We start from the raw sequence: 25,218 nt of genomic DNA on the forward strand, positions 1-25,218 counted from the left end.
TTTCGCACCGCCCGTTGTTTCACTCCACGATCCCCGCCGTTTCGATCACCGCGTGGAACAGCACGTCGGCACCGGCACTGGCCCATTCCCGGGAAATATCCTCCGCCTCGTTGTGGGACAGGCCGCCGACGCATGGGCACATGATCATCGTCGAGGGCGCGACCTTGGCCGCCCAGCAAGCATCGTGGCCGGCGCCTGAGATGATGTTCATGTGGCTGTAGCCGAGGTCTTCGGCCGCCTTGCGCACCGTGGAAACGAGCGTCGGGTCGAACGTGACGGGGTCGAAATGGCCGACCGCTTCGACGGAACAGCCCACGCCCAGCGCCTCGCAGATCTTTGCCGCTTCCGCTTCGATCGTCGCGCGCATGCCGTCGAGCTTCGCCTGGTCCGGCGAGCGGATGTCGACGGTGAAGACGACCTTGCCGGGAAGCACGTTTCGGGAGTTGGGGGAGAAAAAGACCTGGCCGACGCCGCCGACACAGCCCGGCTGGTTCTTCATCGCCACGGCCTGCACCATCTCGATGATGCGCGACATGGCAAGCCCGGCATTGACGCGCATGTTCATCGGCGTCGAGCCGGTGTGCGCCTCGCGGCCGGTCAGCGTGAACTCGAGCCACCACAGGCCCTGGCAGTGGGTGACGACGCCGATCTGCTTGTTCTCCGCTTCGAGGATCGGCCCTTGCTCGATGTGATACTCGAAATAGGCGTGCATCTTGCGCGCGCCGACCTCCTCGGCGCCGACCCAGCCGATGCGCTTGAGTTCGTCGCCGAAGGTCTTGCCATCCGGATCCTTGCGGGAATAGGCGTAGTCTAGGTCCAGCGCTCCGGCGAAAACACCCGACGCGAGCAGGGCGGGCGCAAAGCGCGCGCCTTCCTCGTTGGTCCAGTTGGTGACGACGACCGGATGCTTCGTCTTGATGCCGAGGTCGTTCATCGAGCGGATGACCTCAAGGCCGGACAGCACGCCGAGCACGCCGTCAAATTTGCCGCCGGTCGGCTGGGTGTCGAGGTGCGAGCCGATGTAAACGGGCAGTGCGTCCGGATCGGTGCCGGGGCGGGTGGCGAACATCGTGCCCATCTTGTCGACGGCCATGCTCATGCCGGCGGCTTCGCACCAGCGCTGGAAAAGCCTGCGCCCCTCGGCATCCGCGTCGGTCAGGGTCTGGCGGTTGTTGCCGCCGGCAACGCCGGGACCGATCTTCGCCATTTCCATGAGACTATCCCACAGGCGGTCGGCATTGACGCGCATGTTCTCGCCGGGTGCGGCCATGTCACTAGCTCCCAATATTTGACGCGAACTTCTTGCGAAGGCCGCCTATGTGTTCCCGCCGGACAATGGGGCGCGATTTGTTTTTGTGCGCCTCCGAACAGCCGTTGCGTTTGAAGCGCAACTCGCCGATAATTTGACCGGTTGGTAAACATTACAGCTTCCATTGCGGCACTCAAGTCGAAAAAATGAAAAGCCGCGGGCTTGGCCCAGAAAAATGGCGTGGGCTAAACTGGTGATTTTGACTGCACTTTTCTGTTCGGGCAAAAGCTGAGAGGCAAGATGGTTCTACCGAGAGCGGCGAAGACACAGCGGCGCACGCGAATTCAGGAGGAAAAGGAAGAGCGAATCCTGGAGGCCGCGCTGGAAGTGTTCTCGCTGCATGGCTATCGGGGTGCCACGGTCGATCAGATCGCCGAGGTTGCCGGCATGTCGAAGCCGAACCTGCTCTATTATTTCCGCACCAAGGAGGCGATGCACCGCGCGCTGATTACGCGCGTGCTGGACACCTGGCTGGACCCCCTTCGCGAGTTTGACGCAGCGGGGAACCCGGTCGCGGAAATCCGCAGCTACATCCGCCGCAAGCTTGAGATGGCGCGGGATTTTCCGCGCGAAAGCCGGCTCTTCGCCAACGAGGTCCTGCAGGGCGCGCCCAACATCGAGGACGAGTTGAAAGGACCGCTCAAGGCGCTCGTGGACGAGAAGGCGGCTGTGATCCTGGCCTGGGCCAAGGCAGGCAAGATCGCGAAATGCGATCCCTATCACCTGATCTTTTCGATCTGGTCGACGACCCAGCACTATGCCGACTTCGATGTGCAGGTGCGCGCGGTGTTGGGGCAGGACCAGGCGGATGATGGTCGCTTCGAGGATGCCGCGCGCTTTCTCGAGCAGCTCTTCATCGGCGGCTTGCAGGTGCGGGATCAGGCTTCCTGAGCCCCCGGGACCGCTTCAGCCATGGAATACGGCGATCCGGTTGCGGCCCTCGGCTTTTGCCCGATAAAGCGCCGCGTCGGCCCGCGCCAGCATCGCATCCAGGGAGGGCTTGTCTGTGCCGGGGTGGAAGGCCAGGCCGCCGCTGACGGTAATCGGGATGTGGGTGCCGTTGCCGACATCGACCAGCCGCTCTTCGACCGTCCGGCGAATGTTCTCAGCGATCGCGACGGCCTCTTCGCGCGTTGTACGCGGGAGGAAAACGGCAAACTCTTCGCCGCCCAGCCGGCCAAACAGGTCGTCCTTGCGAATCGCTTCGGCAACCGCACCGGCGAAGGCGACGAGCGCCGCGTCGCCGCCAGCATGGCCGTGGCGATCGTTCACTGACTTGAACCGATCCACGTCGAGCATCAGGATCGCGGCGATGCCTGGTCCGACGGCATCCGCTTCCAGCAGGCGTTCGCTTCGCTCGATAAAGGTGCTGCGGGCGAGGGCGCGTGTCAGGGCGTCATGGTCGACCGAGTCCTGCAGGCGCTTGAGGAGTTCGTTGCGCGTGGTGGTGACGCTGGCCACGGTGAGCGGTGCAAGTGCGATCAGCGCAAGCGCCAGGCGAATCGACTTGCCCCATGTGAGCAGGTCGATGCTTGCGGGCAGCGTGGCGAAAGAGCCGGTGACGATCACCATTCCCCACATGCTGAAGACGAGCGTCAGCACGGCGGTTGTGAAAAGCGAATAGCTCACCGCACACCACAGCAGCGCCGGAACCGGAAAGGCAAACGAGCCGGGCCCGTCCATCAGATTGCCGAGCAGGATCGAGACGGCAAGGGCTGCGACCGGCATCGCATCGCGCGTCCCTTCGGTTGTGACGAAGATTCGCCGGGGCCACGAGATCTCGCGCAGCCGCGGCGCGGTCAGGATCACCGGCAGAATGACGATAGCGTTGGCGAGTTCTGTGCCGAACCAGTACTCCAGCCCGGCCGAAAATCCCCTATTGAACAAGACGCTCGCCGCGCCGGCACCGGCGAAAGCGCCCGCGGCCGCGGCGCAGCAGCAGACGGCGAAGAGGAGCATGATCGATTGCGGCCAGCGCAGTTGGTGATCCAAGGGAAGGCGCCGGAAGAGCAGATAGCCGACGGCGGCTTCGATCAAATTTGCACCGGTCATCCACAAGGTCGGGCCGAGTGATCCGCCGGTCACCAGATCGGCCGCGACGTAGCCGGCGAAGGCGCCGGCCCAGCCCGGAAAAGCGGCCAGGCGCGGGCTGCGGATCATGATGCCGAGCAAGACGGCGTTGGCGGGCCAGAACGCTGCGAGAAAGCCGACGGGCCGGGTCAGGATGCCGAACAGCGCTGCGCAAAAGATGACGCCGGCAACGAGCAACGCATCGTACGCGACGTGGGTCCAGTTCGCCGGCAGGCCTGGTACGGACCGGCTGTCATCAGTCATGTGGTGCCCCCAACTTCGTCCCGCCGCGCTAGACTAAAGCTCGTCACGATCCTTCGGATTCGCTTCCCGGGCCTTAAGTCCTTGTCGAAAAAACTGCTGCACACTTTTGCGCGACATGCTCTAGGCCGCGAAAACCCCTTTGACACCAGGGCTATGAACTTTTTCTGAATGACGGTTGGGTGCGACGTTCCTTCGCAGCCAGTGCGTGTCGTCAGTCCGGCAAACGCGCCATGGCCACCAGTCCGCAGGCGGTGACGAGGGCGCCGGCGAATACGGCCGCATGTGGCCAGCCGTGACCGAGAAGACCTTCGAGGACAATGATGAAGCTGGGCGTCAGGTAGCCGTATCCCAGCACCTTCGGTGCGGGCAGCCGCATGGAGGCGTATTGGAGGAGGAGGAACGTCACCGCCGTCGTCATGACGGCGAGATAGGCAATGGCGCCATAGACTACCGGAGGCAGCGTCGCGAAATTGGTTGCCGCAAGCTCCCGCGCGCCAAAGGGCAGCAGGCACAAGGCAGAAGCGACCGTGACCCAGAAGCCGAAGGCGAAAGGGTTCTCACCCCGGCCGTACTTGCGCAGCAGCGGCACATAGGCCGCGTGCGCGGCGACGCCGGTGAAGAAGATGATCTCGCCACGACCAACGTCGAAAGACAGGATCGCCTCGAGATCGCCGCGGAAGATGACCCAGACCGCGCCAATGGCGGCGATCACCAGGGCGGCCAGCACGCCGGGACCGGTCCGTTGGCCGAGGAAGAGCAGCGCGAACCCCGCGCTCAGCAGCGGCATCAGCGTGAAGACCGCACCGGTCGGCACCGGATCTGTGAACTCCAATGCGGTGAACATCATCAGCATGTAGAAGGCGATCAGTCCTCCCAGGACCAGGAACCGCCAAGATGCCCTGGGAAACGCGAACGGTGCACGAAAGATACCGAAGGCGAGAACGGCCATCACCAAAACGGTCAGGAGATAGCGCCAGAGCGTCAGCGGCGCGGCATCCAAGTGCTGCGCCGCCAGTCCGCCGAAAGAAAAGGAACCGGCGATAAGCATGGAAAAGAGCAGCATGGCAAGGTGGCCCAGGAACCGTTCGCGGCGCGGGACCTGCGGGGGCGAAGCGGCTTGTCGAGCGGGATGCGTCGTCTGATCCAAGAACTTGCTTTCGGTTGTGCGAACCGTGTCGGCTTAGCATGGGTGACACCTACAGTCAGGAGTTTTCCGAGGGTCGGACGGCGAATTCGCCAGGGCCTCGAGGAAGCCCACAGAACCCTCCCGGCGTTCCTGGTGCGTGGTGCGGTCGTGACGGCGCGTCGTCATGGGCCCTTCTTCCATTGGATGGCGGGGAGGGTGGCCTCGTCGGGTGCCGAAATCCGGCTGGCGGTCTGAAATGTCGCTGAAATGCTGCCCGCCGCACCGTGTTGGACGGGAAGCTTTTGGCATGGGATGCGAACGTTGGGAAGGTACCGGCGTCCTTGACCCCACTGAGAGCGGGGCCAAGGACATGAGCCGGGGAGGAGCTTATTCCGCGGCCTGGCGGGCCATCGGATTGTTCGGGTGGGTCGTCCAGTTGGCATAGTTCGGATCGACCGGCTTGCCGGTGCGCTGGTCCAGCACGCCGGCTGCCAGCGGCACCATGGTGATGCAGTTTTCGACCGGGCAGACGTTGACGCAGAGATTGCAGCCGACGCATTCGTCCTCCATCACCTCGAAGTGACGAACGCCGTCGACCATGGAGGTGATCGCCTGGTGCGAGGTGTCCTCGCAGGCGATGTGGCAGCGGCCGCACTTGATGCAGGCGTCCTGGTCGATATGCGCCTTGGCAACGTAGTTGAGGTTCAGGTACTGCCAATCGGAAACGTTGGGCACGGCGCGACCGGTGATGTCGTCCAGCGTCTTGTGACCCTTGGAATCCATCCAGTCAGAGAGGCCGGTGATCATCTCCTCGACGATCTTGAAGCCATAGGTCATGGCCGCCGTGCAGACCTGCACGTTGCCGGCGCCGAGCGCCAGAAACTCGGCCGCATCGCGCCAGGTCGTCACCCCGCCAATGCCAGAGATCGGCAGGCCGTAGGTTTCCGGATCGCGGGCGATCTCTGCCACCATGTTCAGCGCGATCGGCTTGACCGCCGGGCCGCAGTAGCCGCCGTGGCTGCCCTTCCCGTCGATCGACGGCTCGGGCGAGAAGGTGTCGAGATTGACCGAGGTGATCGAGTTGATCGTGTTGATCAGCGACACGGCATCGGTGCCGCCGGCCTTGGCGGCGCGGGCGGGCTTGCGGATGTCGGTGATGTTCGGCGTCAGCTTGGTGATCACCGGCATGCGGGTGTACTGCTTGCACCAGCGCACCACCATCTCGATGTATTCCGGCACCTGGCCGACCGCCGATCCCATGCCGCGCTCAGACATGCCGTGCGGACAGCCGAAGTTGAGCTCGATGCCGTCGGCGCCGGTTTCTTCGACGAGCGGCAGGATCGCCTTCCATGCGTCCTCCTGGCAGGGCACCATGATCGAAGCAATCAGCGCCCGGTCCGGCCAGTTCATCTTCACCTGCTTCATCTCCTGCAGGTTGACCTGCAGCGGGCGGTCGGTGATGAGTTCGATGTTGTTGAGGCCGAGCAGGCGGCGGTCGGCGCCCCAGATCGCACCGTAGCGCGGGCCGTTGACGTTGACGACCGGCGGCCCTTCCTCGCCGAGCGTCTTCCAGACCACGCCACCCCAGCCCGCCTTGAAGGCGCGCTCGACGTTGTAGGCCTTGTCGGTTGGCGGGGCGGAAGCCAGCCAGAAGGGGTTCGGGGATTTGACGCCGACGAAGTTGTTGCGGAGATCAGCCATGTCTCATTCTCCCTTCAGGCGACGGCAACGGAGGGACGTGTGCCAGCGGCAAGCGTCCGGTGGATCGAATCGGCCGCATCGCGCCCTTGCGCGACCGAGGTGACGGTCAGGTCCTCGTCGGCCTTGACGCAGTCGCCGCCGGCCCAGACGCGGGCCACGGAGGTGCGGCCTTCCGCATCGACGGCAATGCGCCCGCTTTCAAGCTGCAGGTTGCTGACACCGATCGGGTCGAACGTCTGGCCGATCGCCTTGAAGATCTGGTCGGCGGCCAGGATGCCGGTCTCGCCGGTGCCGACGAGCCTGCCGTCCCGCATCTCGGTGTATTCGACCTCGATACCGACGACGTGGCCGTCCTTGCCGACAACCCGCTTCGGCTGCAGCCAGTGACGGATCATCACGCCCTTGGAGGTGGCAAGATCCTGTTCGAACGCCGAGGCGTTCATGTGCTCCTTGCCGCGGCGGTAGCAGATCGTCACCTCCTCGGCGCCGAGCAGTTTGGCCTGGACGGCGGCGTCGATCGCCGTCATGCCGCCGCCGATGACGACGACGCGGCGGCCGATTGCGATATCGGCCTTGTTTTCGACCTGGCGCAGCGCGGCGATGAAGTCGACGGCATCCTCGACGCCGGCAAGTTGTTCGCCCTCCACCTGAAGCGCATTGACGCCGGCAAGGCCCATGCCGAGGAAGACGGCGTCGAAATTGTCGGTCAGTTCGCCAAGCGTGAAGTCGCGGCCGAGCCTTTGGCCGTTGCGCACCTCGATGCCGCCGATGGCAAGAACATAGTCCACCTCGCGCTGGGCAAAATCATCCGTCGCCTTGTAGGTGGCGATGCCGTATTCGTTCAGTCCGCCGGGCTTGACCCGGGCGTCGAAGACGACGACGTCATGGCCGTTCATGGCAAGCCGGTGGGCGCAGGCAAGGCCGGCCGGGCCGGCGCCGACGACGGCGACGCGATGACCCGTGCGGGCGGCGCGCTGGTAGAACTGGATGTTGCGTTCCATCGCCGTATCGGTGGCATAACGCTGCAGCCGGCCGATCTCGACGGGGCGCTCTTCCGCGGTGTTGCGCACGCAAGCCTGCTCACACAGCGTCTCGGTGGGACAGACGCGGGCGCACATGCCGCCAAGGATGTTCTGGTCGAAGATGGTCTTGGCCGAGCCTACCGGATTGCCGGTCGAGATCTGGCGGATGAACATCGGAATGTCGATGGTGGTCGGACAGGCCGTCATGCACGGCGCGTCATGGCAGAAGTAACAGCGATCCGCCGCCACCAGGGCCTCGTGATGATCCAGTGGCGGATGCAAGTCGGAGAAGTTTTTCTCATAGTCGGCCGGCGAAAGCCTGCCGCCATGAATCCCAGATGCGTTTGTTCCCATTGTTATCTCCCATTCGAGTGGGCTTTGAAGGCTGAAACGGTAACACGCTTTATTTTTTTATCAAACGGTAAAAGTTTTCCTGGAAGTGCCGGATTTCCAGGCGGTTGAGCTGAATAAATCCTGACTGCGAAAGTCATAAATGCGGTTTTGTTCGATGCTGCGATGCAAGCTTTTGGTTGCAGTGCAACCTCAACGACCGATTTGACAGCGCTGCTGAAATGATGTCAGCACATCGAGACAGTTTGAGGTCAGACCATGGCAAGGCGATCCGAAACAGGCGGCAGGCTGGACGATGCGGCGAGAGCCGGCTGGCTCTATTACGTCGCCGGGCGCACCCAGGACGAGATCGCAGCCGCCATGGGCATATCGCGGCAGTCCGCGCAGCGCCTTGTCTCGCTCGCGGTCGCCGAGCGATTGATCAAGGTGCGGCTCGATCACCCGATCGCCGAGTGCCTCGAGCTGGCCCAGCGGCTCAAGCAGCGCTTCGCGCTGCGCTACGTCGATGTCGTGCCCACCGACCCGGCCTCGACCTCGACGACCGTCGGCATCGCGGAAGCGGGGGCGGCGGAAATCGAGCGCTGGCTGAAGCGTCCCGACCCGATCGTGCTCGCGGTCGGAACCGGCCGCACGCTCAAGGCGGCAATCGACCAGTTGCCGGCCATGGAGTGTCCGCAGCATCGCATCATGTCGCTGACCGGCAATCTCGGACCGGACGGCTCGGCCGCCTATTACAACGTCATCTTCAGCATGGCGGACGCCGTCAAGGCGCGGCATTTTCCGATGCCACTGCCCGTTCTGGTTTCCTCAGCAGAGGAGCGGGAGCTCTTGCACAGACAGAGCCTCGTGCAGCGGGCGCTGAAGCTCGGAGAGGAGGCTGACGTTGCGTTCGTCGGGATCGGCGAGCTCGGTCCCGACGCGCCGCTCTGCGAGGACGGCTTCCTCGGGCGGGATGAAATGGCGCGCCTGATGGAGCAGGGGGCGGCAGGCGAGATCTGCGGCTGGATGTTCGACCGCGAAGGCGTGCTGATGCCTGGAAGCATCAACGAGCGCGTCGCGTCTGTCCCGCTTCCCTCGACCGACAGGGCAACCGTCATCGGCCTTGCCAAGGGCAAGCGCAAGCATCTGGCTATCCTTTCGGCCCTGAAGGGGCGGATGATCAACGGTCTGATCACGGACGAGGCGACGGCGCGCTATCTGCTGTCGGTGTGAACCGCATGCGAAAGCGCCTTCGACATCGCTGCGGCCATGGTTACTTGTGCGGAAATATTTCCTTCCAGTCGGATTTCATGTCGACGACCGTCCAGCCGTTTATCGGTGCGATGGCGAGCGCTTCGTCCAGACGGCCGAAATCGGTGTCGCGATCATAGGCGTATTCCCTTTCGGCATCCGTATGGTGAATGATCATCCCGAAGCGGGGTGTCGATGCCCCCAGCGTCGTCCACTGCAACATCTGCAGGTCGCCGTCGGAATTGCCGACCGCCGCGATCGGCCGTTGTCCGATGTGTGCATTGATGCCGACCGGTTTTCCGGCCTTGTCGTCGACAAAATTAACCTGCGGCAGGCGCAGTAGCACCGGTACGCCATCTCGCATGAAGAACTCCGTCTTGATCGACGAGCCGACCACCTGGTCGGGCGGGACGCCGTAGACGCTCTCGGACCAGGGGCGCATGAACTCGATGCCACCGCCCGAAACGATGAAGGTCTTGAAGCCGTTCGCCCGTAGGTAAGCGAGCAGTTCCAGCATCGGCTGGTAGACAAGTTCGGTATAGGGACGCTTGAACCGAGGGTCCCGAGCCTTAGCGAGCCATTCGGTCACGATCGTTGCGAACTGGTCATCGGTCATTCCCGCGTGAGTGGTCATGATGAGGTCCACGAGACCCTTTTCGCCGGCGGCTGCCAACGCCTTCAGGTCACCTTCCAGAACAGCCTTGAACGGTTGCTTATCCTTCCATTCCGGATGGTCCTTCGCCATGGTCTTGACCCGGTCGAGGGCAAAGACGAGCTGGGTGTACATTGGATGCTCGGTCCACAACGTACCGTCATTGTCGAACACCGCGATGCGCGCCGGTGCCGGCACGAAGTCGGGTGATCCCTCCTTTGTGACCCTCTCGACAAAGGTGACGATCGCCTTCTTCGGGGCGGTGTCGTTCCATGAAGGCAGGGGATCGGACTGCGCCTGCACGGCGGTGGCAATTGCAAACCAGGCAACGAGGCCAAGTGCGGTGTTGCGAGCAAAAATCAGACATTCCGAAGCCGAAATCATCTTGAAAACTCCTTGCTGGCATTCAGTGGCGCCGGCCGCGCAAAGCGTGGCAGCTATCGCAATTCAATTGCCGGCTGGCGTTGCCAAGCCGAGGACTTCCTTTTGCGTTGTGTCTAATGGAACCGCTGATAGATCGATATTGTCAGAGGCCCGGTTCAGGTCAAGCGCTGCGTCTTTTCCGGCCGTTTCGGCTCCCGGCTGAAAGCAGCCGAACGCAATCGTTTGCCGGCACCGCTCTATGCGAGGCGCTTGAAGGTCCATTTCACGACGTAGCTGCCGTTTCGCTTGATCTTGGTCTTCATCTTGACCTTCACCGGCCCGCCGAGCGCGGTTTCGGCATTTTCGAAGGCCCGGCGGGCTTCGGCGACGGCCGCGTGATAGGCGCTGTTGTCGCGCCTGGGGCTCTTCGCCATCGCGTCGAGAAGGGCGACGATGTCCAGCGTGTCTTGGCCCATGCGTGTACGTGCTCCATCGCGATGCTATCGGGGCGTGCCCGATGCGGATTGGGAAAGCCGGGAATAACCAACGCCCGCGCTCTTCTCAATCCGCATCCTGCGCTGGGCTGAAGAAGGCAAGGCGAAAAATTTGTCGAGGCACATCAATCGCCGTTCCCCGCTCTTCGGCGGCGCAGCAAAGAATCAGCGTTGACATTTGGCGGCAATGGGTGGGTAATTGCCCACGAGCGAAGCAAATGCTCATTTGGCTTCTGGGAGGAAGAGATGAAACTGAAAACGCTTCTGCTGGGCGCCTGCTCGGCCGTTGTTCTGTGCGGATTTGCCAATGCGGAGACGCTGACCATCGCCACCGTGAACAACGGTGACATGATCCGCATGCAGAAACTGACGGACGACTTCACCTCCAAAAATCCGGACATCCAGCTCGACTGGGTCACGCTCGAGGAGAACGTGCTGCGCCAGCGCGTGACGACCGACATCGCCACCAAGGGCGGCCAGTACGACATCCTGACGATCGGAACCTATGAAGTGCCGATCTGGGCCAAGCAGGGCTGGCTCCTGCCGCTCGACAATCTCGGGGCTGACTACGACGTCAACGACCTGTTGCCGGCGATCCGCTCCGGCCTGACCGGCGAGGACGGCAAGCTCTATGCCGCACCCTTCTATGGCGAAAGCTCCATGGTGATGTACCGCAAGGACCTGTTCGAAAAGGCCGGGCTGAGCATGCCAGAGGCGCCGACCTGGGACTTCATCGCCGACGCGGCCCGCAAGATCACCGATAAGGACAAGGAGATCTACGGCATCTGCCTGCGCGGCAAGGCGGGCTGGGGCGAGAACATGGCCTTCCTGACGGCGACCGCGAACGCGTTTGGCGCACGCTGGTTCGACGAAAACTGGCGGCCGCAGTTCGACCAGCCTGAATGGAAGAACACGCTCGACTTCTATGTCAAGCTGATGAACGACGCCGGCCCTCCGGGCGCCTCCTCGAACGGCTTCAACGAAAACCTCGCGCTGTTCCAGACCGGCAAGTGCGGCATGTGGATCGACGCCACGGTCGCCGCTTCCTTCGTTACAGACCCGAAGGCATCGACGGTCGCCGACAAGGTCGGCTTCGCCTTGGCGCCCGATACGGGCCTCGGCAAGCGCGGCAACTGGCTGTGGGCCTGGAACCTTGCGATTCCGGCTGGCACGCAGAAGCAGGCTGCGGCGGAAAAGTTCATCGCCTGGGCGACCGGCAAGGACTACCTGAAGCTGGTGGCCGAGAAGGATGGCTGGGCGAACGTGCCTCCGGGTACGCGCACTTCGCTCTATGAGAACCCCGAGTACCTGAAGGCCGCACCGTTCGCGAAGATGACGCTCGACAGCATCAACGCGGCCGACCCGAAGAGCCCGGCCGTCAAGCCGGTGCCCTATGTCGGCGTGCAGTTTGTGGCGATCCCGGAATTTCAGGGTCTCGGCACGGCGGTCGGCCAGCAGTTCTCGGCAGCGCTTGCGGGGCAGACGAGCGTGGATGATGCGCTCGCCGCGGCCCAGCAACTGACGACGCGCGAGATGACCAAGGCCGGCTACATCAAATAAGGCTCCCAAGGCCTGGTGCGCGCGACAGTGTCGGCGCGCCGGGTTGGGGTTCCCAGCTCCTTTTCTCCGGGGAAGGGAACCTCCCTGCCGGCGCCGCCGGGACAACTGTCGAGCCCAAGCGGCAGGTGTCCTGAAAGGTTGCGCCGGCTTTTTTACAACCGGACTTGCCGCCTTCCTATCGCCCAGTGGAACGGAAGGCTGGCGGTCAAACTGACCGGGAACTGCCATGGCGACACTCCACACCCGATCCGCCGCCCGCCTGATGATGGCCCCCTCGGTGCTGCTTTTGCTTGCCTGGATGGTGGTGCCGCTGGCGATGACGGTCTACTTCTCCTTCCTGCGCTACAATCTGCTGATGCCTGGCATGGAGGAGTGGGCGGGCCTCGATAACTACAGGTATTTCCTGACCGATCCCGCCTTCTTCCAGGCAATCTTCAACACGCTTGCAATCGTGCTTGGCGTCCTTCTCATCACCGTGCTCGGCGGCATCGCCTTAGCGATCCTGCTCGACCAGCCGATGTTCGGGCAAGGGATCGTTCGCATCCTGGTGATTGCGCCGTTTTTGATCATGCCGACGGTGGCGGCGCTCGTCTGGAAGAACATGTTCATGAACCCGGTGAACGGGCTCTTCGCCTACCTGGCGAAACTGGTCGGCCTGCAGCCCTTCGATTTCCTCAACAACGCGCCGCTGATGTCGATCATCCTGATCGTCGCCTGGCAATGGCTGCCGTTTGCCACCCTGATCCTTTTGACCGCGCTGCAGTCGCTCGACGAGGAGCAGAAGGAAGCGGCGCAGATGGACGGGGCCGGCGCCTGGTCGCGCTTCGTCTACCTGACACTGCCGCACCTTTCGCGCGCGATCACCGTCGTCATCCTGATCCAGACGATCTTTTTGCTCTCGGTCTTCGCCGAAATCCTCGTCACCACCAATGGCGGACCGGGCACGCAGAGCACCAACCTGACCTTCCTCGTCTATGCGCAGGCGCTGCTGCAGTTCGACGTGGGCGGTGCATCGGCCGGCGGCATCATCGCCGTCATCCTCGCCAACATCGTCGCATTCTTCCTGATGCGCATGATCGGCAAGACCCTGGAGGCGTGAAACCATGGCCCGCACCGTTTCCAGCCAACGCAAGATCGTCAACACGGTCGTCGCATGGACGATCGGCGTCCTGATCTTCTTCCCGATCCTCTGGACGGTCCTGACGAGCTTCAAGACCGAGGCCGAGGCGATCGCCTCGCCGCCGTCGCTCGTGTTCTTCGACTGGACATTCGAGAACTACCGCGAGGTCCAGGTTCGTTCCGACTACGTCAAGCACTTCATGAATTCGGTGGTGATCTCGTTCGGCTCGACGCTCCTGGGGCTGCTCATCGCCATTCCCGCCGCCTGGGCCATGGCGTTTGCGCCGACGCCGAAGACCAAGGATGTGCTGATGTGGATGCTGTCCACGAAGATGATGCCGGCGGTCGGCGTGCTGGTGCCGATGTATCTCTTGTTTCGCAATACCGGGCTGCTCGATACGCGCATCGGTCTCGTCGTGATCCTGACGCTGATCAACCTGCCGATCATCATCTGGATGCTCTACACCTACTTCAAGGAGATCCCCGGCGAGATCCTCGAAGCGGCCCGCATGGATGGCGCCTCGCTCGCCAAGGAGATCGTCTACGTGCTGACGCCGATGGCCGTGCCGGGGATCGCCTCCACGCTCCTGCTCAACATCATCCTCGCCTGGAACGAGGCGTTCTGGACACTCAATCTGACGGCATCCAAGGCCGCACCGCTGACGGCGTTCATTGCCTCATATTCAAGTCCCGAGGGTCTCTTCTACGCGAAGCTCTCGGCCGCCTCGACCATGGCGATCGCTCCGATTCTCATTCTCGGCTGGTTCTCGCAGAAGCAGCTGGTGCGCGGGCTCACCTTCGGCGCCGTCAAATAGGGAACAAGAACAATGGGAAGCATAACGCTCAGGAATGTGTCGAAGGTCTTTGGCACCCATACCGTCATCCCGTCCATCGATCTCAGTATCGATAACGGTGAATTCGTCGTCTTTGTCGGCCCCTCCGGCTGCGGCAAGTCCACGCTGCTGCGCCTGATCGCCGGCCTTGAGGATGTTTCCGGCGGCCAGATCGTCATCGACGGCAAGGATGCCACCAACCTTCCGCCGGCCAAGCGACGGCTGTCGATGGTGTTCCAATCCTATGCGCTCTATCCGCATATGAGCGTCCGCTCGAACATTGCCTTCCCGTTGAAGATGGCCGGCGAAGACAAGACTGCGATCGAGCGGAAGGTCGAGGAGGCCGCCCGGATCCTGAACCTCACCGACTATCTCGACCGCAAGCCGCGGCAGCTTTCGGGCGGCCAGCGCCAGCGGGTGGCGATCGGCCGGGCGATCGTCCGCCAGCCGGTCGCGTTCCTGTTCGACGAGCCGCTGTCCAACCTTGACGCGGCGCTGCGCGTCAACATGCGACTGGAGATCAGTCAGCTGCACCAGCAGCTGAAGACGACGATGGTCTACGTCACGCACGACCAGGTTGAGGCGATGACCATGGCCGACAAGATCGTCGTTCTCAACAAGGGCAATGTTGAGCAGGTCGGCTCGCCGCTGGAGCTTTATCGCCGGCCGGCAAACCTCTTCGTCGCCGGCTTCATCGGCTCGCCGAGAATGAACTTCATCACCGGCGACATTGCGAGGAGCCAAGGCGCGCACACGATCGGCGTGCGACCGGAGCACATCGATCTGTCCACTTCGGCCGGCGCCTGGCGCGGCACGGTCGGGGTCGCCGAGCATCTCGGCTCCGACACCTTCCTGCACGTGGCGGTCGACGGCGTGGGCACGCTAACGGCGCGCGTCGGTGGTGACTTCCCCGTCAGGCATGGCGATCAGGTGTATCTGAGCCCGCAGGAGGGGCGCATACACCGTTTCGACGACGAAGGACTGGCGATCCGATGAAAAGATTGGACGGAAAGAGCGCCCTGATCACCGGGGCAGCGCGGGGGATCGGACGCGCATTCGCCGAAGCCTACGTGCGGGAAGGTGCGCGCGTGGCGATCGCAGATATCGACATCGGGCGCGCGCAACAGACCGCCGCCGAGATCGGTCCCGCGACCTATGCGGTGGAAATGGATGTCACCAGCCAGTCCTCGATCGACAATGCCGTTGCGGCTTGCGTGAAGGAGGCGGGCGGCATCGACATCCTCGTCAACAACGCGGCCCTCTTCGATCTTGCGCCGATTGTCGAGATCACCCGCGAGAGCTACGAGAAGCTGTTTTCGATCAATGTCGCCGGTACGCTGTTCACGCTGCAGGCGGTGGCCCGGCAGATGATCGTGCAGGGGCGCGGCGGTAAGATCATCAACATGGCCAGCCAGGCGGGACGGCGCGGCGAGGCCCTTGTTGCGGTCTACTGCGCCACCAAGGCCTCTGTCATCAGCCTGACCCAGTCGGCAGGCCTCGACCTCATCAAGCACCGCATCAATGTCAACGCGATCGCGCCCGGCGTGGTCGACGGCGAGCATTGGGACGGGGTCGATGCACTCTTTGCCAAATACGAGAACCGGCCGCTCGGCGAGAAGAAGCGGCTGGTCGGGCAGGAGGTGCCGTTCGGGCGCATGGGCACGGCCGAGGATCTGACCGGCATGGCGATCTTTCTCGCCTCTGCCGAAAGCGACTATGTCGTCGCCCAGACCTACAACGTCGACGGCGGCAACTGGATGAGTTGAAGCTTTGCTGCACCGGCCGCGTTGCAGGCCGCAAATTGCGTGAACGGGAAGCGGCCTCGTCGCTCATGCCCGGAAGGAAGAGAACATGACGACCAAACTGTCGCTGGCAAACCTGGAACAGGTGAAGAAGACCGCAGGGGTGCCATCCTATCGCCGATCCGCGTTGACGGCCGGGATCGTTCATTTCGGCGTCGGCAATTTCCACCGGGCGCACCAGGCGGTTTATCTCGACGCGCTGTTCAACGCCGGCCGGGATCACGACTGGGCCGTCGTCGGCGCGGGCGTGCTGCCATCGGACGAGACGATGCGGGTCAAGCTCGAGAGCCAGGACTTTCTGACCACCGTCGTCGAGCAGGACAACAACCGTACCGGTGCGCATGTGACCGGTGTGATGATCGGCTACCTGAAACCGGGCGACGTCGCGGCGACCGTGGCACAACTGGCCGACCCGGCCATCCGCATCGTCTCGCTGACGATCACCGAGGGCGGCTACTTCATCGATCCGGCCTCGGGCGTGTTCGATGCGACGCACCCGGCGATCGCAGCGGACGGCGCCGATCCGGAGAACCCGAAGACCGTCTTCGGTCTGATCGTCGCCGGGCTGAAGGCCCGCAGGGCCAAGGGCGTTGCGCCGTTCACCGTCATGTCCTGCGACAACATTCCCGGCAACGGCGAGGTGACGCACGCTGCCGTCTGCGGGCTTGCAAGGCTGTCCGATCCGTCCTTCGCCGAGTGGATCGACGCGAACGTGGCCTTTCCGAACGGCATGGTCGATCGGATAACGCCGGCGACGGGGCCTCGCGAGATCGCGATTGTCGAGGCCGACTACGGCATCGAGGATCAGTGGCCGGTGTTCTGTGAGGAGTTCAAGCAGTGGGTGCTGGAGGACAAGTTCCCACTGGGGCGGCCCGCGCTCGAGACGGTCGGCGTGCAGTTCGTACCCGAGGTGGCGCCTTACGAGCACATGAAGATCCGCATCCTCAACGGCGGTCACGCGGCGATCGCCTATCCCGCCGCACTCCTCGACATCCATTTCGTGCATGAGGCGATGGAGGACGCCGACATCCGCGCCTTCCTCGCCAAGCTCGAACGCGAGGAGATTATCCCGGTCGTCCCGCCGGTGCCGGGCAACGACCTTGATGACTATTTCAAGCTGATCGAGAGGCGCTTCTCCAACACCAAGATCGGCGACACGATTCCGCGCCTTGCCCAGGACGGATCGAACCGGCAGCCGAAATTCATCCTGCCGTCGACGGCCGACCGGTTGCGGCGCGGCGAGGACGTCATCGGACTTTCGCTCGTGTCAGCGCTCTGGTGCCGCTACTTTGCCGGCACCTCCGACAGCGGCAAGAACATCGTCTTCAACGATGCCAGCGCCGACCGCCTGCACGCGGCCGCCGTCAAGGCGAAGGACGATCCAGCCGCCTTCCTTGCGCTCTCCGACATTTTCGGGGAGGTTGCAGCCTCCGAGCTGTTCCGGCGTCGATTCGCCAAAGCCTTGAGAACACTGTGGAAAAAGGGAACGCGCACAACGCTTCGGCTCTACCTCGACGACCGTCTGGCAGACTGAACGCAAAACCCGCACGAACGAAACAGGCCGTTTCCGCGGCCGAACGGCCTGGAATGGAGAGCATGGCTGCACGCCCGATCGACCTGATAATCTTCGACTGCGACGGCGTGCTCGTCGACAGCGAGCCGATCTCCCTTGCCGTTCTGGTCGACGCGCTCGACGCGGCCGGCGTGACGATGGATGCAGAGGAGGCCACGGACCGGTTTCTCGGCAGAAGCCTCAAGAGCATGTCGGACATTCTGCACGAGGACTATGGCCTGGCGATCGACGACCATTTCCTGGAAAAGATGCGAACGGCGCTCTATGCGCGCTTCCGACAGGAATTGCGGCCGATCGACGGTGTCCGGGCTGCGGTGGAAGCCCTGCCGATACCGTTTTGCGTCGCCTCCTCCAGCCAGCCCGAACGCATCCGGCTGTCGCTTGCCGTGACGGGACTGCTCGATCGGTTCGAGCCGCATATCTTCAGCGCCTCGATGGTGGAACGCGGCAAGCCGGCACCGGACCTCTTTCTCCACGCCAGCGCGGCGATGGGCATCGTGCCCGATGCCTGCGTGGTGATCGAGGACAGCCCGGCCGGCGTGATGGCCGCGCAGGCCGCCGGCATGCGGGTCTTCGCCTTCGCCGGCGGCTCGCATGCGCGAGGCGAGCGCCATCGACAATCTCTCTCCCGTCTGCAACCCGATGCCCTGTTTGACGACATGCGGGATTTGCTCCAGTTTGTTCGAAAAGAGCATCCGACGGGAACATGAATACATGCGCGATCTGATGGTTGCGGTCGATGTCGGGACCGGAAGCGCCCGTGCGGGCGTGTTCGACCGGGGTGGTGCGATGCTGGCGCGCGCAGAGCACCCCATCGCGATGAACCGGCCGTGCGAAAATCATGCGGAACACGATTCAGAAGACATCTGGTGCGCCGTCTTAAGCGCGGTGAGGCGGGCGCGCGAGACGGCTGGTGTCGGCGCGAACCGGGTTGCGGCCCTCGGCTTCGACGCCACCTGTTCCCTCGTGGTCCGGGATCGCCACGGAAGACCCCTGGCCGTTTCGGGCCGAGAGGATTCGCGCTGGGACACGATCGTCTGGCTGGACCATCGCGCGCTGGCTGAAGCCGACATCTGTACGGCGACCGGGCATCCGCTGCTTGCGCATTCCGGAAAGGTGATGTCGCCGGAGATGCAGATGCCGAAGCTGATGTGGCTGAAGCGCCATCAGCCTCAACAATGGAAAAAGGCCGGCTATTTCTTCGATCTCGCCGATTTCCTGACCTGGCGGGCGACAGGCTCGCTGGCTCGGTCGCGCTGCACGACCACGGCGAAGTGGAACTATCTGGCGCATGAACAGGACGGCTGGCGCGAGGATTTTCTTGCTCAGATCGGTCTTGAGGATCTGCGGGAGCGGGGGGCGCTGCCAAAGGAGACGCTGCCGGTCGGCACCGCGGTCGGGCGGTTGACGGAACAGGCAGCCGCCGACCTCGGCCTCGATACCGGCTGCGTCGTCGGCCCCGGGATGATTGACGCCTATGCCGGGGTGATCGGCGTGCTTGGTGAATTTCTCGGCGATTGCGGGCGTCTGGAGGGTCAGCTGGCGCTGATCGGTGGGACCTCGAGTTGCGTGGCGGCGCTGTCGCGGGACAAGAAATTCGGCTTCGGCATGTGGGGACCATACTACGAAGTGGTTCTGCCCGGGCACTGGCTGGTGGAGGGTGGCCAGTCGGCAACCGGGGCGCTGCTCGATCACATCGTCCGCCTGCACAGTGCAGGTGGCGATCCGGTTGCCGCGACCCATCAGCGCATCGTGACGCGCATCCGCGAGCTGCGAGCCAAGGAGGGCGACGATTTTGCCTCCCGGCTGCACGTCCTGCCGGACTTCCATGGCAATCGCTCGCCGCTGGCCGATCCGCACGGACTCGGCGTCATCAGCGGCCTTTCGCTGGATGCCTCCTTCGATGGATTGTGCAGGCTGTATTGGAAAGCCTGCCTGGCCATTGTTCTGGGCATCCGGCACGTCATCGAAAAGCTGGGCGAGGGCGGCTACGCGCTCGAGACGTTGCATGTGACTGGCGGGCACCTTCGCAATCCTCTGTTGATGGAGATCTATAAGGACGTGACTGGCTGCAAGGTCGTGGTGCCGAAGACGAGCGACGCGGTGCTGCTCGGGACGGCGATGGCTGCAGCGGTCACGGGCGGGCTCTACACGAACCTGGCGTCGGCGGGGGCGGGCATGTATCCGGGAGGGATGGAGTATCTTCCCGATCCTCGCAAGCGCGCTCTTTACGATCGTGAATACAGGCGCTTTTTGGCCATGTACCGGCATCGTGACGAGCTGGAACGGATCGACTGACGAAAGAAGAAGCGCCAACAGCCGGAACCTTTCCCCGGCAACGGCGTTTTGGGCAATGTCACCGGCAAAACCCGCATCCCCCAATGCGAGGCCCTTGAAGTCGGTGAGAGGACCGCGGCCGTGTCCCCTCCGGCACGCGGACAATCAAGCAGCCAGTGCTCCCCGCACTGGCTGCTGTTTTTTGACGCTTGCTTCAAGCGGCCGCCCGATGCGACAGGTTCGTCAGCAGTGCCTGGTTGATGAGCACCTTTATCGTTTCGGGATTGAAAGGCTTGCTGATGAGATAGGCCGGTTCCGGCCGCTCGCCGGTCAGCAGCCTGTCCGGATAGGCGGTCACGAAGATCACCGGCAAGTCGGTGCGTGACAGGATGGAATTGACCGCGTCGATGCCGGAACTGCCGTCGGCGAGCTGAACGTCCGCCAGGATCAGTCCGGGCAGGGTTTCGCTCCAGACCTGTTCCGCCTCGGCCCTGGTGCGGGCAATTCCGCTCACGTGATGGCCCATGTCGATGATCATGTCGGCCAGATCGAGCGCGATCAGCGGTTCGTCCTCGATGATCATGATTCCCGTTTCGGCCTGCGCCGCGATCTCGCGGTAGGCGCTATCGAGCAGGTCGCGCACTCCGCTTTCGTCCAGTTCCAGAATTTTCCCCGCCTGTGTTGTGGAGAAGCCTTCCATCGTCACCAGCAACAGGACCTGCCGGACACGCGGCGGCACAGCCGCAAGGTCGAGCGGCGCCTCCGCGCCGCTGCGGATTGGCATGGTCACGCTTAGCGACAAAGGACCTGTTGAGATCATCCTCGACAGCAGCCGGAAAAGGCACAGACGGTCATCCTCCTCCCCATCACCATCATTGCTGCCGAGGATCTGGGAGTCGGACAGCGCCGCTTCCAGCGTGGCGGCCACGTATGCATCACCAGAAGACTGAGAGCCCGTCAGGGCGCGCGCATAGCGCCGAAGGCCCGGCAGATACGGCAGGATGCGATCGGAAATCGGCATGGAACTCTCCGGTGGTGCGGACCATTAACCTGTCACGATGAACGCTCCCGTTCATTTTCGGTTCCCTCAAGCGGAACCTTTTTGGTTGTCGTGCATTTGTGCGAGATATTGCCAGAGTGTTTTTGAAAGATGCTGATCGTGACACAACGCCAACAATCAGATCCGACGATGCCGACCGGCGCGGAAGCCCAGATCGCGCAGAAATTGCGCTCGTTCTATCTCTCGGTCGAGAATGAGCCGATCCCCAAACAGTTTCTTGATCTTCTTGAGAAACTCGACGGTGCCGAAAAACTGAGCGAACTGCAGATGGAGGACCGAGATCGGTGAGCGAAATGGAACAGGCCACCAATTTCAAGCGGGAGTTGCTCGCGAACCTTCCGAGTCTCAGAGCGTTCGCCATCTCCCTCGTCGGTCGTCACCATGAGGCCGATGACCTCGTGCAGGACACGATCGTGAAGGCCTGGGCCAAGCAAGAGCAGTTCGAGATGGGCACGAACATGAAGGCCTGGCTGTTCACGATCCTGCGCAATGAGCTCTACAGCAAGTTGCGAAAGCGTGGCCGCGAAGTGCAAGACAGCGACGGCTTGCTGACGGAAAGTCTCGCCCAACATCCCGCACAGTACGGCGCGCTGGATATGCAGGATTTCCAGAAGGCCTTGGCCCAGCTTCCCGCCGAGCAGCGGGAAGCGATTGTCCTCGTCGGCGCCTCTGGTCTTTCGTATGAAGAGGCGGCGGAGATCAGCGGCTGCGCGCTCGGCACGATCAAAAGCCGCGTGAACCGGGCGAGACAGAAACTGCAGGAGATCCTGAAAATTTGCGACGAGGATCAGTTCGGCCCGGATGCGGTTTCGGCGCCGCTGACATCACGGGCCTTCGTGTCCTAAAGCGTATCTGCCAAAGCGGAAGGGGGCGAGGCAGGGACATGCGAAACGCCAGGAGCCCAAGGCGCGGCAAACCAACCGGAAGGACTGCGCCAGGGGGAACAATTCAAGCGGGTTGAGTGGGGACAATGTTGTGAGAGAAGCAGGTTCTGGCAACCGAGACGGGGTAACGTCGAGCCGCAGCCGCGGGGTGGTGCGGAAATGACGGGAGCCACGATAAGGAGCGCCAAGCCGCCGCTGTCCGTCGCCGCCGCGCTTTCGTCGCCCGAGCGGCTTGCCGCTGTGCATGCGACGTTACCGGCCTATGCGGGACCGGATTCAGATTTTACTGGAATTGCAGATCTTGCGGCTGGGCTCTTTTCAGCGCCGATCGCGCTTGTCAGTCTGATTGATGATGCCACCCAATGGTTTCTGGCGCGCAAAGGCATCTCCGAGATCAGTGCAAATGCGCGGGAGACCTTCTGCGCCCACCTGCTGACGGGCAGCGGCGCACCGCTCGTCGTCAGGAACGCATTGAAGGACCGGCGTTTTTCCAGACTGCCCACTGTCACCGGCGAGCCCCGCTTGCGCTTCTATGCGGGGGTGCCGATCATGCATGTCGGTCACCCGATCGGAAGCGTCTGCGTCTTCGATGTTGCTCCCCGCGCCGACGTCCCGCAGGACGCCCTGCTTCACTTGCACCAGTTTGCCAAGCTTGCCGGCACGCTTCTCCTGCTCAAGGAGGAGGCGCGGCGCAGGGCCACCGCGAACGAGGCCATCGCGCGAGAGGAGCAGCGACATGCGTCCGCATTGGAGGCCGCCAATGTGGGAAACTGGCTGTGGAACCTCAAGACCGGGACGGTCGTCGGCAATCCACCGCTGATGCGTATGCTCGACCTCAAGCCGGGAGCGCCGCTGACCGCGCGCAAGGTTTTTTCGGCGATACATCCGGAGGACAGGAAAGCGACGATCGCCAGTTTGCGTGAAGCGCTGAAGACGGGCGCCGAATACGATGGCATGTTTCGGGCCGTTGCCACGGGCCGCTGGCTTCTTGGACGGGGGCGGGTCCATGAGTTGGACGGCGAGGGGCGTCCGCTGATGTTTCTTGGCATCACGCTCGACGTTACGGAAGGACAGATTGCCTCGGAACGGATGCGGTTGTTGTTGCGTGAACTGAACCATCGCGTCAAGAACACGCTCGCCATGCTGCAATCGCTCGCGCGTCAGACGCTGCGGCGGACGAATGATCCGGTCGCTTTCATGGAGGCCTTTGCCGGCCGCCTGCAAGCGATCTCCGAGGCGCACGGCCTCTTGAGCGACTATGAGTGGGGCCGCATTCGCCTGACACCACTGCTGCAGGCGCAGATCAAGCCCTATGTCGATGACTTGGATGCGCAGGTGGAAATCCACAAGGACGAGGTGCAACTGGGACCGGATCAGGCGATCGGCCTGGGCCTGGTGCTGCATGAACTCGCGTCGAACGCCCGAAAATATGGTGCCTTGTCCAGGGTCGGCGGCAAGCTGGTGCTGACCGCCCGCGTTGTCAAGGACGAAGGCAAGCCGGTGCTGCACATGACCTGGCACGAGACCGGCGGTCCGCCGGTCGAGCCGCCGAAGCGCGACGGGTTCGGCATCGTGCTCATCGAGCGCAGCCTCGACAAGGTGTTGGGCAGTAGCGTGCATCTCGAATTTTTGCCAAGCGGGCTTACGGCGCTCGTTCGACTGCCGCTGGAGTAAATCGACGGATGTTCGAACCGGTCTGCGCTGCGCGAGTGACTACTCGTCCGGGCGGCGGCGCCGGCGCGAATCGGGCTTGAGAAAGAGGGCAAGGGCGAGCCCAAGCGCGGCGGTCGCCAGCGGCTGGCGCGCGGCGGTCCCGGCGGCAAGCGCAGCAAGCTGCCGACGCGCCTGCATCTGTTTTCGCCGGCGTTGGCGTATCTGGGCGTCGCGGTTGTTGAGATGGAGGAGAATGGCGATGAGCACCAGTGCGATGGTGGTCACGCCGCCTGCAAGGCCGAGCAGGGCTGGGACGGTGCCATAATGGTTGGCCAACGTCACGCAGAGGGCGGCGACCCCCAGCACATAGGCGGTCAGCAGCAGCAGGAACGCTGCTCCGACGAAGATCGCGTTGCGCTTCGACCGGGCCACGGTCTCCTCGATCCTGTCCTCGATCCTGAAAATCAGGCTCTGGGCGAGGGCCGCTACGATCGAACGCATGGATTGCCGCTCCTGTTTTCGGGCCTGTAAGCACCAATCACGATCGATCCCTTCCTCAGCGAATGGCGAAAGACCTTCCCGGCTTTGTCAAAACAAACGGGTCAGCGTCGAAGGATTGCGGCGATGACGAAGCCGGCCAGTGCTGCGGCGCCCAGCGTTGCGAGTGGATGTTCGCGCACCGTCCGGCGCATCTCGCGGCCGGCGTCGCGATACTTCTCCGACAACTCGGCCAGGATCTCCTCGCCGCTGGCGATCAGGTCCTCGAGGTTGGCTTCGGCGTCGCCGCGGGCATCTTCGGCGCGCTTGCGGAACGCAGAAAAGCGGCTGCGCGCATCACCGGCGCCATCCGTCACGTCCCGGGCGACCGCCTTTGCGAGCTCCGAAATCTGATCGCGCAGTTCGGCGATCTGATCCTCGATGGTTTCGGCTACTTCGGATGTGGTGCGATCTTTGCCGCGCGAGAACATTCCGGATGACATTCGCTTTCTCCTTGCCCGGTTGACGTGCAAACCCCTGCTCTGCGAGCACAACGCCGACGGGACGCCTTGGTTCCACCTGTGCGCGCAGGGGAGGGCCGTCAGGCGACGGCAGTCTGAGGCAGAATGAACGGAGTTCCCGCTTCAGGCAAGCCGCCGACGCGCATTCTGCAACCGAAAACCTCCTCCATGGTTTCATCGGTGAGAACGCCGGCCGGCGCGCCGGCGGTCACGATGCGACCGTTCTTCATCATCACGATCACGTCGGCGAACATCGCCGTCAGGTTGAGGTCGTGCATGACGGCGATCACGCCGCCGCCTTCCTTGCAGTAGCTGCGGGCGAGGCGCATGATGGTCAGCTGGTGGCGAACGTCGAGGCTGGAGACCGGCTCGTCGAGCAGGAGGAAGCAGGGCTCGCCGTCCAGCACTGGCTCCCAGATTTGCGCCAGGGCCCGGGCCAACTGGACGCGCTGTTGCTCGCCGCCGGACAGCTCCTGGAAGAAGCGCCTTTCGAAACTGGCAAGACCGACGGCGCAAAGCGCCCGTGTTGCGATTTCGTCGGCGTGTGCGGCGCGACGGTTCCGCCGCGTCGACAGTCCCATACGCACGATCTCGCGAACGGTGAAGGGAAAGGCGATGGTGGTAGCCTGCGGCAGGACGGCCCGGCGGATCGCAAGCTGCCAGGGCTCCAGCGCGCGAATGTCACGACCGTTGAGGGTCAGTTCGCCGGTGCTGGCGATCTCGCCGGCCATCGCCCTCATGCTGGTGGTCTTGCCGCTGCCGTTGGGGCCGACAATCGCCGTCAATTGGCCTGCCTTCGCCTCCAGCGAAAAATCGGCGACGATTGGCTTTCCGGCTAGGCGGACGGAGAGGTTCTTGGCGCGGATCATGACGGTTC

At 63.3% G+C, this 25,218-nt stretch carries 24 protein-coding genes; 13 read left to right on the forward strand and 11 right to left on the reverse strand.

The features are described 5' to 3' along the window. Positions 1-19: 19 nt before the first annotated feature. Entirely contained in the window at positions 20-1,270 is a 1,251-nt protein-coding gene (locus tag JNC62_RS12980; RefSeq protein WP_374839392.1) for a Zn-dependent hydrolase, read from the reverse strand. A 279-nt stretch (positions 1,271-1,549) separates the two neighbouring features. Between JNC62_RS12980 and rutR the strand changes: the two genes are divergently transcribed. After that, positions 1,550-2,200 carry an HTH-type transcriptional regulator RutR gene (gene rutR / locus JNC62_RS12985; RefSeq protein WP_374839394.1) on the forward strand — a complete coding sequence of 217 codons (651 nt, stop codon included), beginning with the start codon at positions 1,550-1,552 and terminating at the stop codon, positions 2,198-2,200. 15 nt (positions 2,201-2,215) lie between these two features. Here the strand turns inward: rutR and JNC62_RS12990 are convergent, their stop codons facing one another. The 4 genes from JNC62_RS12990 to JNC62_RS13005 all read right to left on the reverse strand — a co-directional run bounded on the left by JNC62_RS12990 (position 2,216) and on the right by JNC62_RS13005 (position 7,846). Continuing rightward, positions 2,216-3,643, reverse strand: coding sequence for a GGDEF domain-containing protein (locus JNC62_RS12990; RefSeq protein ID WP_374839396.1), 1,428 nt, complete (start codon positions 3,641-3,643; stop codon positions 2,216-2,218). A gap of 211 nt (positions 3,644-3,854) precedes the next feature. After that, a complete protein-coding gene (locus JNC62_RS12995) occupies positions 3,855-4,790 on the reverse strand; it encodes a DMT family transporter (RefSeq protein ID WP_374839398.1) in 936 nt (311 codons plus the stop codon). Between the two features lie 366 nt (positions 4,791-5,156). Continuing rightward, positions 5,157-6,470, reverse strand: a complete 1,314-nt coding sequence (gene preA / locus JNC62_RS13000) for an NAD-dependent dihydropyrimidine dehydrogenase subunit PreA (RefSeq protein WP_374839400.1) — start codon at positions 6,468-6,470, stop codon at positions 5,157-5,159. A gap of 14 nt (positions 6,471-6,484) precedes the next feature. Next, a complete protein-coding gene (locus JNC62_RS13005; protein ID WP_374839402.1) occupies positions 6,485-7,846 on the reverse strand; it encodes an NAD(P)-dependent oxidoreductase in 1,362 nt (453 codons plus the stop codon). A 255-nt stretch (positions 7,847-8,101) separates the two neighbouring features. On the opposite strand from JNC62_RS13005, the gene JNC62_RS13010 reads away from it, so the two are divergent. Next, positions 8,102-9,055 carry a sugar-binding transcriptional regulator gene (locus JNC62_RS13010; protein WP_374839404.1) on the forward strand — a complete coding sequence of 318 codons (954 nt, stop codon included), beginning with the start codon at positions 8,102-8,104 and terminating at the stop codon, positions 9,053-9,055. Positions 9,056-9,095: 40 nt separating this feature from the next. Here the strand turns inward: JNC62_RS13010 and JNC62_RS13015 are convergent, their stop codons facing one another. Continuing rightward, a complete protein-coding gene (locus JNC62_RS13015) occupies positions 9,096-10,109 on the reverse strand; it encodes an HAD family hydrolase (RefSeq protein ID WP_374839406.1) in 1,014 nt (337 codons plus the stop codon). Positions 10,110-10,345: 236 nt separating this feature from the next. Beyond that, complete coding sequence (locus tag JNC62_RS13020) at positions 10,346-10,564, reverse strand: hypothetical protein (RefSeq protein ID WP_374839408.1); 219 nt, start codon at positions 10,562-10,564, stop codon at positions 10,346-10,348. Between the two features lie 264 nt (positions 10,565-10,828). Here JNC62_RS13020 and JNC62_RS13025 point away from each other — a divergent pair, with 264 nt between their 5' ends. The 8 genes from JNC62_RS13025 to JNC62_RS13060 all read left to right on the forward strand — a co-directional run bounded on the left by JNC62_RS13025 (position 10,829) and on the right by JNC62_RS13060 (position 19,767). Beyond that, positions 10,829-12,142, forward strand: coding sequence for an ABC transporter substrate-binding protein (locus tag JNC62_RS13025; RefSeq protein ID WP_374839411.1), 1,314 nt, complete (start codon positions 10,829-10,831; stop codon positions 12,140-12,142). A 226-nt stretch (positions 12,143-12,368) separates the two neighbouring features. Then, entirely contained in the window at positions 12,369-13,241 is an 873-nt protein-coding gene (locus JNC62_RS13030) for a carbohydrate ABC transporter permease (RefSeq protein WP_374839413.1), read from the forward strand. A gap of 4 nt (positions 13,242-13,245) precedes the next feature. Then, positions 13,246-14,076: a carbohydrate ABC transporter permease gene (locus JNC62_RS13035; RefSeq protein WP_374839415.1), complete on the forward strand. Its 831-nt coding sequence runs from the start codon at positions 13,246-13,248 to the stop codon at positions 14,074-14,076. A 12-nt stretch (positions 14,077-14,088) separates the two neighbouring features. Beyond that, complete coding sequence (locus JNC62_RS13040) at positions 14,089-15,090, forward strand: ABC transporter ATP-binding protein (RefSeq protein WP_374839417.1); 1,002 nt, start codon at positions 14,089-14,091, stop codon at positions 15,088-15,090. Next, entirely contained in the window at positions 15,087-15,860 is a 774-nt protein-coding gene (locus JNC62_RS13045; RefSeq protein ID WP_374839419.1) for an L-iditol 2-dehydrogenase, read from the forward strand. The genes JNC62_RS13040 and JNC62_RS13045 overlap by 4 nt, the downstream gene beginning before the upstream one ends. A gap of 85 nt (positions 15,861-15,945) precedes the next feature. Then, complete coding sequence (locus JNC62_RS13050; protein WP_374839421.1) at positions 15,946-17,430, forward strand: mannitol dehydrogenase family protein; 1,485 nt, start codon at positions 15,946-15,948, stop codon at positions 17,428-17,430. 62 nt (positions 17,431-17,492) lie between these two features. Next, positions 17,493-18,179 carry an HAD family hydrolase gene (locus JNC62_RS13055; protein WP_374839423.1) on the forward strand — a complete coding sequence of 229 codons (687 nt, stop codon included), beginning with the start codon at positions 17,493-17,495 and terminating at the stop codon, positions 18,177-18,179. Between the two features lie 4 nt (positions 18,180-18,183). After that, entirely contained in the window at positions 18,184-19,767 is a 1,584-nt protein-coding gene (locus JNC62_RS13060) for an FGGY-family carbohydrate kinase (RefSeq protein WP_374839425.1), read from the forward strand. Between the two features lie 193 nt (positions 19,768-19,960). On the opposite strand, the gene JNC62_RS13065 is transcribed toward JNC62_RS13060, so the two are convergent. Beyond that, positions 19,961-20,767 carry a response regulator gene (locus tag JNC62_RS13065; protein ID WP_374839427.1) on the reverse strand — a complete coding sequence of 269 codons (807 nt, stop codon included), beginning with the start codon at positions 20,765-20,767 and terminating at the stop codon, positions 19,961-19,963. 129 nt (positions 20,768-20,896) lie between these two features. On the opposite strand from JNC62_RS13065, the gene JNC62_RS13070 reads away from it, so the two are divergent. The 3 genes from JNC62_RS13070 to JNC62_RS13080 all read left to right on the forward strand — a co-directional run bounded on the left by JNC62_RS13070 (position 20,897) and on the right by JNC62_RS13080 (position 23,364). Beyond that, positions 20,897-21,094: a NepR family anti-sigma factor gene (locus JNC62_RS13070; RefSeq protein WP_374839429.1), complete on the forward strand. Its 198-nt coding sequence runs from the start codon at positions 20,897-20,899 to the stop codon at positions 21,092-21,094. A gap of 5 nt (positions 21,095-21,099) precedes the next feature. Continuing rightward, positions 21,100-21,651: an RNA polymerase sigma factor gene (locus JNC62_RS13075; protein WP_374839431.1), complete on the forward strand. Its 552-nt coding sequence runs from the start codon at positions 21,100-21,102 to the stop codon at positions 21,649-21,651. Positions 21,652-21,849: 198 nt separating this feature from the next. After that, a complete protein-coding gene (locus JNC62_RS13080) occupies positions 21,850-23,364 on the forward strand; it encodes a sensor histidine kinase (protein WP_374839433.1) in 1,515 nt (504 codons plus the stop codon). A gap of 39 nt (positions 23,365-23,403) precedes the next feature. Here the strand turns inward: JNC62_RS13080 and JNC62_RS13085 are convergent, their stop codons facing one another. The 3 genes from JNC62_RS13085 to JNC62_RS13095 form a co-directional block, all read right to left on the reverse strand. Further along, complete coding sequence (locus JNC62_RS13085) at positions 23,404-23,844, reverse strand: hypothetical protein (RefSeq protein ID WP_374839435.1); 441 nt, start codon at positions 23,842-23,844, stop codon at positions 23,404-23,406. 101 nt (positions 23,845-23,945) lie between these two features. Beyond that, complete coding sequence (locus tag JNC62_RS13090; RefSeq protein WP_374839437.1) at positions 23,946-24,323, reverse strand: hypothetical protein; 378 nt, start codon at positions 24,321-24,323, stop codon at positions 23,946-23,948. 98 nt (positions 24,324-24,421) lie between these two features. Further along, entirely contained in the window at positions 24,422-25,210 is a 789-nt protein-coding gene (locus tag JNC62_RS13095; protein ID WP_374839439.1) for a heme ABC transporter ATP-binding protein, read from the reverse strand. Positions 25,211-25,218 lie beyond the last annotated feature (8 nt).

This window comes from Mycoplana ramosa, from assembly GCF_041930185.1.
GTDB classification, from domain to species: Bacteria; Pseudomonadota; Alphaproteobacteria; order Rhizobiales; family Rhizobiaceae; genus Mycoplana; species Mycoplana ramosa.